Raw genomic sequence first — 16,542 nt, forward strand, 5'->3', positions numbered from 1 at the left:
GCTGACCTTAGCCACCAGAAACTCTGTGTAACCATGCATCTCGCAGCGGAGATCAGCAGAATCGTGAGTACTCCGGGCAGGTGGCTGGCCTAGATGTTTCATGCGGCAGCTTGCTGGGCAGCAAAATATGCAGCCATGATCCTAGCCATGAGAAGCTCTGGGTTGCTCAGATGCTGCCATTTGACGCGGATGAACCGCCAACCTTCCTCGATCAGGGCATTTTCGCGTTCGCGCTCCTCTATCAATGCTTCGGCAGTGGGCTGGACGTCCAAGTCCTTGGTGTCGCCATCGAATTCGAGGATCAGCCGGATGCCGCGCCACGCAAATCCACGCGGAAGGAGCCACTGGCAGTGTCAAGCCACACTTGTTGCTCTGGTTGCTCGATGGACAGTTCCATCACCAGGAGGCGAGTTCTGGACTCACCCGCTGATTCCGAGTCGGCACTGAAGGCCTTGATGGCCCGGCGCGCCCGTTTGATGCCCCGGCAGCCAAGGAATCATTCCGCCAGCTCCGCCAGCTCCGCAAGTTCGTTCAGGTTCAGGCCTGCATGGAGCGCCGAATCACCAATAATGACAGCCTGTTCCAAGGAACCCCTCATGGCGCACTCCAATACCGTCCTGGGCAGGCTGGTGTGGTGGGCCAAGCCAACCCCTGGAATGAACCGCTGGACGAGTTCCCTGGGGGCAATTTTGGCAAAGTGGACGGCGATATCCTGTGAGGTCCGTGCGGGTGAAGCACTGTAAGGCGTGCTGACATGAATCAGTTTTGAGCTGTTCCACAGCTGAAGATCATGTAGGCGTGCTGAACTGAAATGCGAATACACATAGCTCCCATTGCCGGCGGCAATGTGGCCGGCAAGCACCAGCTTGTCTCTGTCCCAGGGTTTGGCCCCCTGCCACGTATGCATGGGAACATACACCCCGCGCCTTAGGCGTAAGATCAGGTTCCGCTCCACGCCAGCCTCAATGATCCGCGTGTCCAATCCGGCATGGAGCAGCTGTCCCGTGGTGGCCACCACACGGTCCGAGGGCCAGAGGCTTGAAAAGGAGTTCGCTACAGTGTGGATGTCCATGGGGTTGATTCTGGAAAGAATAGGGTCTGCGGGGCAAGGGCCCAACCCGCCAAAACGGGAAATCTGTGGACAACACAGGGTCGGATCCGCATGGACACGAAATCTTTTAATGACCCTGGCTGCGAGATGCTTGGTTGCACGGTGATTCTTGTGGCTAAGGTCAGCATTCGTGCGGACCGGCCGGCAGTGTGGCTGCCTAACCCTGCGCCCGGTAGTGCGCGGCCAGCTTCGCCAGGCCCTCATCGAGGGAGACGGCAGGCGTCCAATCAAGGACAGCCTGCGTGTGGCGCTGGTCAAACCAGTGCGCTGTGGAGAGCTGCTCGGCCAAGAAACGGGTCATGGGAGGCTCATCATGAACCCAGCCGCGGCTGCCTGCAGCCGTCCAGGCCTTCTCAATAGCGGAACCGGCGCCTCTGGCCAGCCAGCCGGGAACCGAGTATCCCGGTGCCTTTACGCCGGCGGCCGCGCAAATGCCTGCAATCAGCTCACCAACCGGGCGGGGTTCGCCATTTGTCACCACGAGAGCCTGGCCGTGGGCGTAGTCCATGCGTTCCAGTCCGCGCACAATGGCCTCGGCAGCATTGTCCACATAGGTGGTGTCAATCAGGGCGCGGCCGCCGTCCAGCAGTGGAAGCCTGCCGGCGCGGGCGCGTTCCACCACGCGCTCCACCAGCTGGGTGTCGCCGGGACCCCACACAATGTGCGGGCGGATGGCTGTCGCTCTGAAGGTGGGGGAGTCTTCGGCCAGGGCCATTTCCTCGGCGGCAGCTTTGGAGCGGGCGTAGTGGCCGCGGGCAAATTCCGGGCTGGCAGCGCCTGCTCCACTGCCAACAATGGACGCGCCAAGATGGGCCACCGACGGGGAGGACACAAACACAAAGTCACGCACCCCCGCATGCTGGGCAGCCGTGATGAGTTGCCGGGTTCCAACAATGTTGGTGGCCACGAACTCATCCCACGCACCGGTGAAGGACACCTTGGCAGCCAGGTGAACTATGGCGTCGACGCCGTGGACTGCGCGGGCTGCCACATCTGGATCGGCCACGGAACCCTGCAGTGAATCCCACGGGGCGTCAACGGCCCGGCGCTGCAAGGTCACCACCGAGTATCCGCGGTCAAAGAGCAGCTGCGCCACGGAACGGCCCAGCAAACCGCTGGTTCCTGTCACTAGGACCCGGCGGCCACCGCCAACAACGCCGGGCCCGGACGTGCTCATGGACGTCCGGCCTTCTCGCCGGCAAGCATCCGCCCGGCCCAGCGGGAGAGCTTGGCACGGTCGATCTTGGAATTGTGCCGCACATCAGTGGGCATGGAATCGATCACAAGAACTGCTGCCAGTGGCATATCCACGCTCAACGCCGCAGCACGCACCTCGGCGGCCAGGGCTGGGGACGCTAGGCCGGAACGCTTTGGCGCCGGATTGGTCTCAACGATGGCCACCGCTACTTGCGTCCCGGCAGGCCCAATGCCCACCACGGCCGCGCGGGCCACTGACGGGACGAGCTCCACTGCCTGTTCGGCGGCAACAGGTGTTTTGACGCCAGCCGGGGTGCACAGAATGTGCTCCATCCGGCCCTCCACCCAGAGACGCCCTTGCGCATCAAGATGGCCAATGTCGCCGCTGCGATGCCAGCCAGGTATGGAGGTGCTGCGCTGCTGCGTGATCCACAAACGGTCGTAGCGTTCCTTGACATGCGCGGCGCTGACAAGGATTTCCCCCGTGACCGACGCATCGAAAGTAGGCGTGGGAATCACCTGTCCGTCGGCATCGATGGGCGCAATGGCCACCTGGGCGCCGCTGACGGGCAGGCCAACGCAGACGCCGTTGCCAACACCGGCAGCGCCGATCCCGGCCAGGTCAATGTCCGTCACCGGCAGCGCTTCAGTCATGCCATAAGGGGTGTGCAGGGCCGCGTTGGGCGCCAGCGTTTGCACCTGGTGCAACAGTTGTTCGGCCAGGGGGGCCCCGGCTGACAAGAGGAGTTCGACTCCGGCCAGGGCCTTTTGCTGCCCGGGCGCCAGTTGCGCAGCGGTTGCCACAACATTCACCAGGGCCGCTGGTGAGGCGAACACCACAGTGGCGTTGATGGCTGCCGCGGCATTGGCAAGGGCCGCGGCAGTGAGTGTGCGCGGCGCCGTGACATCCATGTCCGGGGTCACGGTGGTGGCGCCAAGGGCCGGTCCCAGCAGCGCGAAGGGGGCGAACCCTGCCACGAGGGCCGTCCCCGCATCCAGTGAATACGTTGCCGCCAGGGTGTCCCGCATGGCGGCCAGGCGGCGGTGCGTGTAAACAACACCCTTGGCAGGACCCGTGGATCCGGAGGTAAACAACACGGCCGCATCGGTCTCTGGATCGGCTGTGCTAAACCCGGGGCGGGTGCCGGCCAGGCGCTCCACACGCCCATTGGCCATGAGCTGCGGAATGGTGGCGGCTACGTTCAGGACCGTCTTGCGTGCTGTGGCCGTGGCAGGGGTGAAGTCTTCTGCCGCAATCTTGACGCCCGGCCAGTTGTAGAGGCGGGCGCCCAGCAGGGCCTTTTCAATGCCTATCAAGTAGTCCGGGCCGGCGCCCTTGATGGCACGGCTCATGCCACGGGTGCCGAGTCCGGCGTCGGCCACCACAATGATGGCACCCAGGCGCAGGCATGCATAGATGAGCGTGGTCAGGTTGATGCCCGGAGGCACCAGCAAACTCACCCGGTCCCCGGCCGTGACGCCGAGTTCCCGCAGTCCTGCTGCGAGGTCATCAACGTCCCGGGCGAGTTCTGCCCAGCTCAATTTCTTGGTGGAACCGTTGGGCAGCATGTCAACCACGGCCGCAGACGTCTCCGCACGGCGGGCATCGAGCTGCGCCAGCATGGGCGTAAACGCGCCTGCATCCCCGGCGTGGCCTGGGGCCGCGTCCGCCAGGGCCCCGCGGTGAGCTTGCGAGCGGCTGGGGACGTTCTGCGCCAGCCAGGCGAACGTGGGTGTGGCGATGTCCCGGTCTTCTTGCACCAAGTGGCTGGCGCCTTCAAAGCGGTGCACATCAGCGTGCGGCAGCCGGGTCAACAGATCACGCAGGTACCTGTCGGAGAATACAGGATCCTTGGGGCCCCACAGCATGAACGCGGGAACATCCAGAGTGCGAATGCCGGAGGACACGGCATCCAGGGCCGGCCACGACGGGTGCCCTTCACCGGCCGGAATGTCGGCCACAAAATTCCCCACGCCGTCGCGCCGTGCCGCGCTGCGGTACGGCGCCATGAATGCCGCACGGACATCCTCGCTCAACGCCGGCTGCGCCAGACCGTGTGTGACGGACAAGAATGCGGGCGAAGTCTTGGTGCCCCAGGGGTGCACGGCCGGATGCAAGGCAAGCTTCAAGGCCGGTGGCAGCGTGAAACCGCCCGGGTGGACTGCAGTGTTTGTTAGCACGACGCCGGCCAGCTGGTCCCGGTGTCGGGTGGCCCAGCCCAGTGAGATGATGCCGCCCCAGTCGTGGCCCACACTGACCACTGGACCAGCAAGGCCCAAGGCGTCGGTGAGGTCGCCAAGATCGGTGATCCGGTCCTCTAGCCGGCGGAAGGTGCCTGTGCGCTCGGAGAAGCCCATGTCCAGCTGGTCCACGGCTATGACACGCCAGGGACCGCCGGCAGCCACGGCGGCAGGGGAGGTGGCTCCAGCCAGCAGGGTGCGCCACAAGTAGGACCAGGTGGGGTTGCCGTGTACGCACAGCAAGGTGCCCACAGGCTCCATGCCCGTGGCAGCAACATCGTCAGCGTTGTCCAAAAAATGCCATTGGCGGCTGGTTCCCGGGGAGTCCACCGGTGCCGTTGAGGGCACGGATAGCGTCCGACGCCAGCCTGCCCTGACGCCGGGCCACGGCTCGGGAAGTTCTGTGACGGGCAAAGCCGCAGCTACCACTGAATTTCCATCATGGTGGTGTTCAGTCCAGAGCCCACGCCCATGCAGAGAACCCTGTCTCCGCTGTTGAGGGTGTGGGATTCCTGTGCCAGGGTCATGGGCAGCGATGCCGGGCCCACATTGCCCCACTTGGGGAATGTCATAGGTACCTTGGAGCGCACCAGGTTCACAGCCTTGATGATGGCGTTGGTGTAGGAGTTGGAGACCTGGTGGGTGACGTACCTGTCCATGGAGCCCCACTCCCAACCATCGGTGTGGGCCTCATCCCAGGCATCGGTGACAAGCTTCAAACCGTTGTCCAGCAGGCCCTTGGTGTCGGTGAACATGCCGTCGGGGCCGCCAACGCACAATTCGTGGTGTTCGGTGCCCGCGCGGGAAACACCGCCCAAAATGCGGTGTCCGTCTGGATGAAGATCCGCCGGGCCGATCACGGCGGCTGCTGCGCCGGAGCCCAGAGTCAAGGTGGCAAACTCGCGCAAGTAGTCCTCGCGGGTTGAGGTCTCCGCATTCAAGCGCCGGAAAGTTGTCTCCTGGGTGGCCTGGGCGTCCTCGCCGGCCACAATAAGTGCGTATTTGATCTGGCCGGAATCAATCATGTTCGCGGCGAGCGTCATTCCGTTGACAAAGCCCAGGCAGGCATTCGCCACATCAAAGTTCATGGCCGAGGACGGCAGGCCCAAACCGTTGTGAATCTTCACGGCAACTGAGGGCTCCAAGTTGCGGCGGGTGACGCTGGTGTTGATCAGCAGGCCCACCTGGCTGGCATCAATGCCGGACTCCGCCAGGGCCTTGGCGCCTGCCTCTATGGCGGCGTCGTCAAAGGATGTTCCGGGTGCCCACCAGCGGCGTTCCTCAACACCGGCAACTCGCTCAAGCAAGCGCTTGGACAGGCGCAGCCGTTTCAGGCTCGGGGCTAGGCGGTCATCAAAATCGCTGGAACGGACAACTACCGGAGCCTCAATGCTGGAGACGGCAAGCAAGGCAGTGTTGTGGTGTCGAAACGTAGCATTGCCGATCAAGTTCCAGCCTTTTTCTTGAGAGATTCGGTGACATTTGGCACCGGAAATCCAGTGACCTGATCCTGATTCACGGGATGTTCTCTGCAGCAGCCCCCATGGTTCATCAAGACCCACCCTTAACTATGCACCTTTTAGGGGTGTTCATGCACATACGCCACAACGCATACACGCGGTGCCTGCCCCGGTGCACGGAGCCATTTCACGGTAGATTGGCTTGTGAGAAACAGTCCGGCGCAGGAGAAGAAACCAGTTTGCATCTAAAAAGTCTTTCCGTGCGCGGATTCAAGTCCTTCGCCTCGGCCACCACTTTTGACTTTGAACCGGGTGTGACTGCAGTCGTGGGCCCCAACGGTTCGGGTAAATCCAATGTGGTGGATGCGCTGGCGTGGGTCATGGGCGAGCAAGGCGCCAAAACCCTGCGCGGGGGCAAAATGGAAGATGTCATCTTTGCCGGCACCTCCGCCCGTCCGCCGCTGGGCCGCGCCCATGTGGCGCTGACCATTGACAACGCCGACGGCGCCCTGCCGATCGACTATGCCGAGGTCACCATTTCACGCACCCTTTTCCGGGCAGGCGGCTCCGAGTACGCCATCAATGGCACCTCCTGCCGGCTCCTGGACATCCAGGAATTGCTCTCGGATTCGGGCTTGGGACGAGAAATGCACGTCATCGTGGGCCAGGGCCAGCTGGACAAGGTGCTGCACGCAACACCGGAGGACCGCCGCGGATTCATTGAGGAGGCGGCAGGAATTCTCAAGCACCGCCGTCGCAAAGAAAAGACGCTGCGCAAACTTGAGGCCATGAGCGCCAATTTGGCCCGCCTGAGCGATTTGACCGGGGAGATTAGGCGCCAGCTGACACCCTTGGGCAAGCAGGCAGCCGTGGCCAGGCGCGCCCAAAGCGTGCAATTTGACCTCCGTGACGCCAAGGCCCGGCTGCTGGCGGATGAAATAGTCCAACTCAGTAACGCCGTGGAAAAGGACGCTGCGGATGAGTTGGCCCTGAAAAACCGCCGCGAACTGGTGGAGAAGCAACTCCTGGCCGGGCGCACGCAGCAAGGTGATCTTGAACAGCTCGCCGCCGCCGCCACTCCAGTGTTGAATGCTGCCAAGGACGATTGGTACCAGCTCTGCGCCACCCGTGACCAGTTGAAGTCCATGGGTGCGCTGGCTGCCGAACGCCAACGCCACCTGGGCGCCCCGGACGCCGTCGCGGATCCCCATCGCGACCCCGACAGGTTGGCTGAGCAAGCCGCGCGGCTGCGAGCCGACGAGGCTGAGCTGGATTTGGCCCTGGGAGAACGCCGCTACGGGCTGGAAACCGCCATGGAAATCAAGGAAGACGCCGAGACGGCGGTGCGGGCCGAGGAGCAGCGTGTCCGTGAACTGCTGCGCGCCACGGCTGACAGGCGTGAGGGCCTGGCCCGGCTGGCGGGCAAAGTGGCCTCCGTGCGTTCCCGCGTGGAGTCGGCCGAAGCCGAGATCGGCCGGCTGCACCAAAGCAAGGCCGCCGGAGCCGAGCGGCACAACGCCGCAGCCCAAGAGTTTGCCGCGCTGGAGTCCCAGGTGGCTGGTGTGGAAGCCGGCGAGGAACGCCTTGATGCCCATTATGAGGAGGCCGCCGCAGCCCTCGCCGAGCTGGATGAGCGGATCCAGTCACTAAGCGCCGATCAGCTCGCTGCCGAGCGCGAACGTGATTCCCTCACCGCCCGGCGCGATGCCCTGGCCGTGGGTTTGCTGCGCAAGGACGCCAGCGCCCACCTGCTGACTGCCGCGCCGCCAGGGGTTGTGGCCGCCATGGCCGCCCTGATTCAGGTGGCACACGGCCACGAAACAGCCATTGCTGCCGCACTGGATGCGGCCGCCGAAGGTGTTGCCGTCAGCGATATGTCGGCAGCCCTGGATGCCTTGGCACTGATCAAGACTGACGACGGCGGACGCGTCACCCTGGTGGTCACCGGCACCCCTGCCCAAACCCCCCACCCAACGTCTGTGCACCAAGCAGCCCTGATCGCCGCAGCGCAGACCGCGGCGGACGTGGTTGCTGGTGCCGTTGTGGCCCGTACGCAGCTCAGCGGCCCGCCGGAACTGGACGCCGCACTCGATAACCTGCTGGCAGCAGTGGTGCTGGTTCCCGATCTCGCCGCGGCGCAACAAGTCCTGGCCCACCACGCGGGCTTGACGGCTGTCACGGCGCAAGGAGATGTGATCACGGCGTTTTACCTCAAGGGCGGTTCGGCCACGGCTCCGTCGTTGTTGGAACTGCAGGCAGCAGTGGAACAAACACAGGATCAATTGCGTGCCGCCACTGCCCGCGGCGAGCAGGCCAGGTTTGCGCTGGCCGGCCTGCGCTCCCAACGCCCGGAGTTGGCTGACGCCGAGGCCGGTGCCCTGGCGGAACTGCATGAATCCGATGCCCGTCTGGCAGCTGTTGCCGAACGCCTCGGCTCACTGGGTGCCACCTTGCGGTCGGCTGTGGGGGAGTCGCAACGGCATGCTGCGGCGTTGGCGGCGGCCACGGCCAACCTTGCCCAGGAGCAGGACGCCCTGGCGGAGATTGCCGCACGGTTGGCCGTTGCCCAGGACGCACCGGCCGACGGTGAGCCGTCCATGGATGAAAGGGACGCCCTGGCCGCTGCAGCCACGGCCGCCCGCGCCGTGGAGTTGGAAACCAGGCTTTCTCTGCGCAGTACCGAGGAATCACTGAACACCGTGAGAAACCGCGCGTCGGCCTTGGAACGCGCCGCCACCACGGAGCGGCTGGCCCGGGAGCAGGCAGCACAGCGGGCCAACAGGCGCCTCTTTCAGGCCAAAAAGGCCGCCGCCGTGGCACTGGCTACCGAACACATTCTGGGGTTCGTGGCGCAGTCCATTGAAATGGCTGAGCAGGTGCGCGATGCGGCCGAGGAGCACAGGGCGGCCCGTGAAGTGGAGTTGATGGCCGTCCGGGCAGCCATGGTGGCGGGCGAGAAGGAACTCGCCAAACTGACTGACTCAGTCCACAAGGATGAAATGGCCCGTGCCGCGCAACGCTTGCGCATTGAAACGCTGGAAAACAAGTCCATCGAGGAATTGGGGCTGACCGTAGACCATTTGATCACCGAATACGGGCCGGACGTTCCGGTGCCGCACGGGCCGGGGGAAGCCACGGACAAGTGGGCTGCACTGCGCGTCACGGTGGATGAATCGGGTGCCGAAGTCCGTGAGGGCGTTCCGTTTGTCCGTGAGGAGCAGGAAAAGCGCCTCAAACGCGCAGAACGCGACCTCGCAGCGTTGGGCAAGGTCAACCCGCTTGCGCTGGAAGAGTTTGCCGCATTGGAGGAACGCCACCAATTCCTGGCGTCACAGTTGGAGGACTTGAAATCCAGCCGCAGGGACTTGATGGACATCATCAAGGAAGTGGATGCGCGGGTAGAGGAAGTTTTCACGGCCGCCTACACGGACACAGCCGTACAGTTTGAGCGGGTTTTTGGCCGGCTCTTCCCAGGAGGAGAGGGCCGGCTGATCCTGACGGATCCGGCGAACATGCTCACCACGGGCATTGAAGTTGAAGCCCGGCCCGCAGGCAAGAAGATCAAGCGGCTCTCACTGCTTTCCGGCGGGGAGCGCTCGCTGACGGCCGTGGCCCTGTTGGTGGCCATCTTCAAGGCCAGGCCGTCGCCGTTCTATGTGATGGATGAGGTGGAGGCGGCCTTGGATGACACCAACCTGGGCAGGCTCATCACCATTTTTGAGGAGTTGCGCGAATCCAGCCAGCTCATCATCATCACGCACCAAAAGCGGACCATGGACGTTGCCGACGCCCTCTACGGAGTGTCGATGAGGGGCGACGGCGTCTCAACAGTGATCAGCCAGCGCATGGACCGCGAATCGTCCAACGCCTGACGCCTCCGTCTTTCCCCAACTGTGACGCACTTGTTGCTGTGGAAAGCGCATTCCGGGACGCATTTCGTGTAACAACTGCGTCAAAGATTGTCAGGAGAGCCGTGTGTCCTTGACTGGCAGCCAGAACAGGATACTCAGCAGGGCGATGGCCGTGGCCATGGCGAAGGCCGGTCCGTAGGAGAAGGTGTCCACCAGGATGCCCGCTGCGATGGGTCCGATGATGGCGCCTAAATCGGAGCTCATCTGGAAAGTGGCAAGAACCTTACCGCCGGAGCGGTTGTTGCCGATGACGTCGGCCACGGTTGCCTGTTGGGCCGGGCCCATGAGCCCGCTGCCAAGTCCTGCCAGGGCGGAAACCACGAAGAACCAGAACTCGTTACCCGTAAAGCCCAGAACCCCCATGGCCAGGCCGTTGACTGCCAGGCCCGCCAAGATCATGGGCTTGCGGCCCCACGTGTCAGCCAGCTTGCCCGAGAAGGTCAGGGCAGCGCCTGTTCCGATGGCAAAGACGGCGAGGGAAATGCCGGCCACTTCAGGCCCCGCACCCAAGGCGGCCGTGGCAAAAAGCGGCACCAGGGCCATGCGGATGCCGAAGGCGGACCAGCCATTGGCGAATCCTGAGGTAAGCACAGCCCTGTAAGCCGGCAACGCCAAGGCCGCCCGCAGCGGCAGCGCTGGCGCCTTGGCCACGGACTTGGCAGCCGAACCGTGCGGTGCGCCAACCACTGCAGGGAGCATGGTGGCCACCAAAAGTGCCACCAGAACCAGTGCCCCGGCATAGACCAGGAACGGCAGTTGCATGCCCAGGCCCGCCAGCAATCCACCCACCACGGGGCCGGCAATGTTTCCCAGCAGGAAGGAACCGGCATACAAGCTGGAGACGCGGCCCCGGGCTTGTGGCGGAGCCATCCTGATGAGCAGACCCATGGCGGCCACAGTGAACATGGTGGAGCCAATCCCGCCCAGCCCCCGGTACAGCAGCAATTGCCAATAGTTTTGGGCAAAGGCGCATGCGGCGCTGGACGCGGCAACAATGAGAATCCCCAAGATGTAGGTGCGGCGTTCACCCATCCGCTCCACCAGCCAGCCACTCAACGGCGCGAACGCAAGCCGGGTGAATGCAAAGGCGCTGACCACCACTGCCGCGGCGGCCACGCTGACATCAAAACTCTGCGCGAACTGCGGTAGGACGGGCGCCACAATGCCAAATCCAATGGCGATCAGGAACGCGGCGGCAACCAGAACCTTGATCTCGCGGCCCAAGTGAATTGGAGGTGCATCGGCAGTGTTTTTGGTGTGAGGACTTTTCATTGACATCAAGGATGAGTTTGTCACAACCAGACGGCACCTGCTGGTTCCCAACCACCGTGAGAGACTGGGGGAGTGAACGATATTCTCCCCATCATCCTGTCCATTGTTGTTGGGCTCGCCGTCATTGGTGGCCTCATTCCCGTCTTCTTGAAGGCCCGACGCACCAGCCAAGACTTCTCAGGCCCGCGAGATGCCAACGATCCAGCCCCGGTGGACACGGCCGATGCCGCCGGCTCCACCGACACGTTGGTGCAGGAACGCCCCGAAGCCCAGCTGCCGACGTCGGACCTTGAGATTGTTGAGCAGGAAGAGCTGGCCGCACCCTCCTTGGAGACGCCGCTCCCGGTTGAGGGCCGTCTTGTGAGGCTGCGTGCTCGGTTGGTTAAGTCCAATAATGCGCTGGGCAAGGGGCTCTTGGCGCTCCTATCCCGGGACACCATCGATGAGGATGTGTGGGAAGAGGTGGAGGAGACGCTGCTGCTGGCAGACGTTGGCACGGATTCCACCATGGAGCTGGTGGACACCCTGCGTGAGCGCGTGAAGGTTTTAGGTGCCCGCAGCCCGGAGCAGGTTCAGGCCATGCTGCGCGAGGAATTGATCAAGCTGGTGGATCCCACCATGGACCGGTCCTTGAACATTGACCGCCACGATGACCGCCCGGCCATCCTCATGGTGGTCGGCGTCAACGGTGTTGGCAAGACCACCACCGTGGGTAAGCTGGCGCGTGTGCTGGTGGCCGAGGACAAGGACGTGCTCCTGGGTGCCGCCGATACTTTCCGTGCCGCCGCCGCTGAGCAGTTGGCCACCTGGGGTGCCCGTGTTGGTGTTCCCACCGTGAAGTCCGACGTCGACGGGGCAGACCCGGCCTCTGTCGCCTTTGAAGCGGTCAAGGTGGGCATCGAGCAGGAAGTCGATGTGGTCATGATCGACACCGCAGGGCGCCTGCAAAACAAGGTTGGCTTGATGGATGAGCTGGGTAAGGTCAAGCGGGTCATCGAAAAACAAGCGAGCGTTGATGAGGTGCTGCTAGTTCTGGATGCCACCACCGGCCAGAACGGCCTTACCCAGGCCAAAGTATTTGCCGAGGTTGTCAACATCACTGGCATTGTGCTGACCAAGCTGGACGGAACCGCCAAGGGTGGCATTGTGGTGGCCATTCAGAAGTCACTGGGCGTGCCCGTAAAGCTTGTGGGCTTGGGTGAAGGTGCCGACGATCTGGCTCCCTTTGATGCGGAGAGCTTTGTGGATGCCCTACTCAGCTAGACCGCAGTAACGCATAGTTCCGCAATGGCTTAGTCCCAACATGACAAGCCTGCGTAAAGTGCCCGCTTCGGCGGGCACTTTTTTGGTTAAAACGTCATAACGATTCAAGCATCCTCATGGGGGATTTTGGGGATCAAGTGTGGCTGGGTGGAAATCCCGTCCGGGGACTAGCCGACTGGCTACGGGCCCTTTTTGGACGGAAACGCCATTGAATGGGGGAAATCAAAATTGCTTATTTTATGCGACTTTGAGTGCTAAATTAGGCATCCATCAGATGGGTATATGGCGTGGGCCGTTCGGGTAATTTTAATTGGCTGAGCATCTAAAATGAACGCTCCATGTGACTTTGTATCGTCTCCAGTGGGCACACCCATGTGGGCCCTACTTTTCGAAAAGTAACTGGGAGGATCAACGTGATATTTGAGACAAGGAGCCGCGCTAGCGGTCGGGCTACCCGATCTCTGCGAACCGGCTCAAAGGTGTTGGCGGGCGGTGTCGCCGTCAGCATGATGTTTATGTCCATGTCTGGAGCGAACGCGGCGTCGACCGATGACTCCGAGGCCTTGGGCCAGGTAATCTCAGCAGACCTGCTGAAGGCACAATTATTGGCATTGGCTTCAAGCCTGGCTGGAAACCCCAGCGACGCAGGCCCGAACGCCGCGCCCATTAACATCGGCCTCCCGGCCCTCGGTGGGCTGCAGCTCAATGCAGGGACCGTAACCCTGCCGCTGCTCAAGACTGCCGGCCAACCCAAGGGTCTTCTTGACCTGGGTGCCCTGGGCGTGTTGAACAGCTATGCTGCTGCGCCGTCTGCAACCTCGGCAACAGCTGCCGCCGGTGCAGTTGACGCCAACGGTGCCATCGCCTTGAACAACGCCGACGGCAGTCCCCGCGGCAATGCCAAGATCAATCTGACCGATTTGCTCGCGCAGGCTGGACTTGATCCGTTGACCAGCCCCGCTGTCAGCGAACTTGGCCTTGAAATCGGTGCCCTGGCGTCCAAGGCATCAAAGAACGCCGCCGTCATCAGCCCGGAGTACGTAGTTGCTGATGCCAAGCTCAACATCAAGAGCCCTGCCGTTGGCGCCTTGACCACATCAGTTGGAGGCGTGGTTGACGGACTCGGCGTCACGCTCAATGGTGTTGCAGGCTCCAGCAGTCCCCTGCTGGGCACCATTACAGGCATTTTGAACGGTGTCAACGTCGCTGGCATTGGCCTGAGCAACACGACCATTGGCCTCAACGGTGTTAACACGGCGCTTAACGGCGTAAAGACAAACCTGATCACCAAGAACGTTTCGGATCCCAACGGGATTGCAAACATCAATCTGGGCACCGGAATGGTCACTATCGACCTCGCCAAAGCCTTTGATGCAACAGATGGCCTCAACGGCCAGGATCCCAATACTGACGTCATCAACGCTGCAACCCTTTCGGCCATTACCGTGGCTCTGGGTGCGGCCATCGATGATTTGACGGCAACCATTACCCAGGAAATTAAGAACGCTCTCAACTCCATTCGCCTCGTTGTGAATGCCGAGGCCAGTGCCGTCCTCCTTACGGGCACGGTCACGATTGACGCGTCCTTGGGGCAGCTCCTCGGAACCGACCCGACGGCCCCCGTTGTTGACGTCACCGGTTTGGGGGCGGTCCTCGATGGAACACTGGAGGTCGCACTCAACACTGTTGCCCTGCCGCTCATCAAGACAGCTGTCGGAACGGCAGTCAACCCTGTTTTGAACAGCGTTGGCGGCCTTGTAGCTGGCGCCACCGCGCCTCTGCTGACGACTCTGTCACCCGTGATTAACGGCGTTCTGGCGCAGGTTGTCCAGCTGACAGTTAATGATCAGCCGGTTGTCGGCGCCCTCGGTGCCGGATCGTTCTCGGTGAGTGCTTTGACCCTGACGCTCCTTCCGGGACTTGCCGCACCGGCGACCGTGGCCAAGGTTAGCCTGGCCACGTCAACGGTTCGCGCCCTGGATGCGCCCATCGTCCTGGTTCCGACAGTTGTGGCTACCCCCAGCAGCGTTCAGGATGGCAACACTACTGTTGTCACCGGTGCAAACTGGCCGGCCAACACCGCAGTAACCGTCCAGATTGTCAATGGTGCAGGTGCTGTCATTGGCTCGCCGGTTACCGTTCAATCCAACGCAGCTGGCGAAATCAACGCCACCCTGACGGTTCCTGCCGGAACTCCCGCTGGCGCGGGCAAGGTCGAGGGAAGCACTGTTGCTGGCGACGAGGCGGAAACCCCGTTGACCGTTACCAATGGCAGCCCGACTGACGTCAACACCGCTGTGAATACCGCTGTGAACACCGGGACCAACACCACCGTAAACACGGCTACGAACACTGGTGACAACACGACTGTCAACACTGGGGTGAACACCGCTACGAACACGTCCACTAACACGACTGCGAACACTGGCGTGAACACCGCTACGAACACGTCGACCAACACAACCGTGAACACTGGCGTGAACACGGCTACGAATACGTCGACGAACACGGGTGACAACACGACTGTCAACACTGGCGTGAACACCGCAACGAACACGTCGACCAACACGGGTGACAACACGACTGTCAACACTGGCGTGAACACCGCAACGAACACGTCGACCAACACAACCGTGAACACTGGCGTGAACACGGCTACGAATACGTCGACGAACACGGGTGACAACACGACTGTCAACACTGGCGTGAACACCGCAACGAACACGACTGTCAACACTGGCGTGAACACTGGCGTGAACACTGGCGTGAACACGGCTACGAATACGTCGACGAACACGGGTGACAACACGACTGTCAACGCTGGCGTGAACACCGCAACGAACACGTCGACGAACACTGGCGTGAACACGGCTACGAACACGAACGTGAACACTGGCGTGAACACTGCGACGAACACGAACGTAAACACGGCAACGAACACCGCAGTGAACACGGGCGCCAACACGGCTGACAACACCATCCACCAGGACTTTGACTTGGTACCCGGTGTTGTGACGGTTGGTCAGGATTCTCTGGTACTGGGCGAGAAGTACACGCCCAATGGGACAGTGAGCGTCAAGATCAAGGACCGTGGCACGGGAATTGAAACCGTGCTGACAACCAACGAAGTTGTTTCAGCTGGTGGAGACATCGACTACACGATTAACACTGATGGCTTGGCTCCGGGTACATACAAGGTGACTGTCGTGGACAACACCACAGGAAAGTCCACCGCCAGGTATTTGGTAGTGAATGCTCCGGCGCTGCCTTTGGTGAGCGTTGACGTTACGCCGAAGACGGTCGAACAGGGTCAAAGCACACTCCTGACCGGCTCCAAGTTCTCCGCAGGCCAAACAGCAACTGTATACATTGCTCCTGTGGGCCAGGGCGCCGGGACCGTAACACCGCTCGCCATTGTTGGTGAAACGTTGTTGACGGACGTACTGGCGATCGACGCGCAGGGCAATCTTGCCTTGCGAGTCGACAGCACGAACCTTGCAGTCGGCGACTACCAACTCTTGGTTACCGACAACAAGACCACGGCTTCTGACAGCGTGACGTTCACGGTTATTGCTCTCGAAGACAACACGGCTGACAACACTGCTGCGAACACGAACGTGAACACTGCTGTGAACGGGGCTGCGAACACGAACGTGAACACTGCTGTGAACGGGGCTGCGAACACGAACGTGAACACTGCTGCGAACACGGGCACGAACACTGCTGTGAACACCAACGTCAACACCGCTGTGAACACCAACGTCAACACCGCGACCAATACCGCTGTGAACGGGGCTGCGAACACTGCCACGAACACGAACGTCAACACTGCTGTGAACACGAACGTCAACACAGCCACCAATACCGCTGTGAACACGGGCAAGAACACCGCCGCCAATAACGGCAGCGTCCACGTGTCGAAGGGCAAGCAACTCGCCTCCACAGGTGCGGAGTCCGCCGGACTGCTCATCGCTGGCGGTTCGCTGTTGCTCTTGGGCATGGCAACAATGATGATTGTGCGCAAGCGCAAGTCTGCATAGTCAGTTAGACCCCAGCTGCGCTGGGTGAAACACGCGTAGTCAGGGCT

9 protein-coding genes are annotated in these 16,542 nt (G+C 62.1%); 3 read left to right on the forward strand and 6 right to left on the reverse strand.

What is annotated here, in order from left to right; all coding sequences use genetic code 11:
* Nucleotides 1-98: 98 nt before the first annotated feature.
* The 5 genes from CVS27_RS20940 to CVS27_RS18170 form a co-directional block, all read right to left on the reverse strand.
* Nucleotides 99-272 carry a putative endonuclease domain-containing protein gene (locus tag CVS27_RS20940; protein ID WP_165788349.1) on the reverse strand — a complete coding sequence of 58 codons (174 nt, stop codon included), beginning with the start codon at nt 270-272 and terminating at the stop codon, nt 99-101.
* Between the two features lie 224 nt (nt 273-496).
* A complete protein-coding gene (locus CVS27_RS18155; protein WP_103467259.1) occupies nt 497-1,072 on the reverse strand; it encodes a type IV toxin-antitoxin system AbiEi family antitoxin domain-containing protein in 576 nt (191 codons plus the stop codon).
* 196 nt (nt 1,073-1,268) lie between these two features.
* Nucleotides 1,269-2,288, reverse strand: coding sequence for an NAD-dependent epimerase/dehydratase family protein (locus tag CVS27_RS18160; RefSeq protein ID WP_103467260.1), 1,020 nt, complete (start codon nt 2,286-2,288; stop codon nt 1,269-1,271).
* Nucleotides 2,285-4,978 carry an alpha/beta fold hydrolase gene (locus tag CVS27_RS18165; RefSeq protein ID WP_243400268.1) on the reverse strand — a complete coding sequence of 898 codons (2,694 nt, stop codon included), beginning with the start codon at nt 4,976-4,978 and terminating at the stop codon, nt 2,285-2,287. The genes CVS27_RS18160 and CVS27_RS18165 overlap by 4 nt, the downstream gene beginning before the upstream one ends.
* A complete protein-coding gene (locus CVS27_RS18170) occupies nt 4,972-5,997 on the reverse strand; it encodes a 3-oxoacyl-ACP synthase III (protein ID WP_103467261.1) in 1,026 nt (341 codons plus the stop codon). Before CVS27_RS18170 ends, CVS27_RS18165 begins: the two co-directional genes overlap by 7 nt.
* Nucleotides 5,998-6,248: 251 nt before the next feature.
* Between CVS27_RS18170 and smc the strand changes: the two genes are divergently transcribed.
* Nucleotides 6,249-9,881, forward strand: coding sequence for a chromosome segregation protein SMC (gene smc, locus CVS27_RS18175; RefSeq protein WP_207767564.1), 3,633 nt, complete (start codon nt 6,249-6,251; stop codon nt 9,879-9,881).
* 90 nt (nt 9,882-9,971) lie between these two features.
* Here smc and CVS27_RS18180 read toward each other — a convergent pair whose 3' ends face one another.
* Nucleotides 9,972-11,192 carry an MFS transporter gene (locus CVS27_RS18180; RefSeq protein ID WP_243399715.1) on the reverse strand — a complete coding sequence of 407 codons (1,221 nt, stop codon included), beginning with the start codon at nt 11,190-11,192 and terminating at the stop codon, nt 9,972-9,974.
* A 72-nt stretch (nt 11,193-11,264) separates the two neighbouring features.
* Between CVS27_RS18180 and ftsY the strand changes: the two genes are divergently transcribed.
* On the forward strand, nt 11,265-12,455 hold the full coding sequence (ftsY, locus tag CVS27_RS18185) for a signal recognition particle-docking protein FtsY (RefSeq protein WP_103467264.1): 1,191 nt from the start codon (nt 11,265-11,267) through the stop codon (nt 12,453-12,455).
* A 515-nt stretch (nt 12,456-12,970) separates the two neighbouring features.
* Nucleotides 12,971-16,495, forward strand: a complete 3,525-nt coding sequence (locus CVS27_RS18190; protein ID WP_103467265.1) for a choice-of-anchor G family protein — start codon at nt 12,971-12,973, stop codon at nt 16,493-16,495.
* Nucleotides 16,496-16,542: the final 47 nt, after the last annotated feature.

The organism is Arthrobacter glacialis (assembly GCF_002909445.1).
GTDB lineage: Bacteria > Actinomycetota > Actinomycetes > Actinomycetales > Micrococcaceae > Specibacter > Specibacter glacialis.

What these genes read in the sequence shown, in the direction of transcription:
- CVS27_RS18155 (WP_103467259.1), bottom strand. Translation starts at nt 1,072, where the DNA reads ATGGACATCCACACTGTAGCGAACTCCTTTTCAAGCCTCTGGCCCTCG.
- CVS27_RS18160 (WP_103467260.1), bottom strand. Translation starts at nt 2,288, where the DNA reads ATGAGCACGTCCGGGCCCGGCGTTGTTGGCGGTGGCCGCCGGGTCCTA.
- CVS27_RS18190 (WP_103467265.1), top strand. Translation starts at nt 12,971, where the DNA reads ATGTCCATGTCTGGAGCGAACGCGGCGTCGACCGATGACTCCGAGGCC.
- CVS27_RS18180 (WP_243399715.1), bottom strand. Translation starts at nt 11,192, where the DNA reads ATGAAAAGTCCTCACACCAAAAACACTGCCGATGCACCTCCAATTCAC.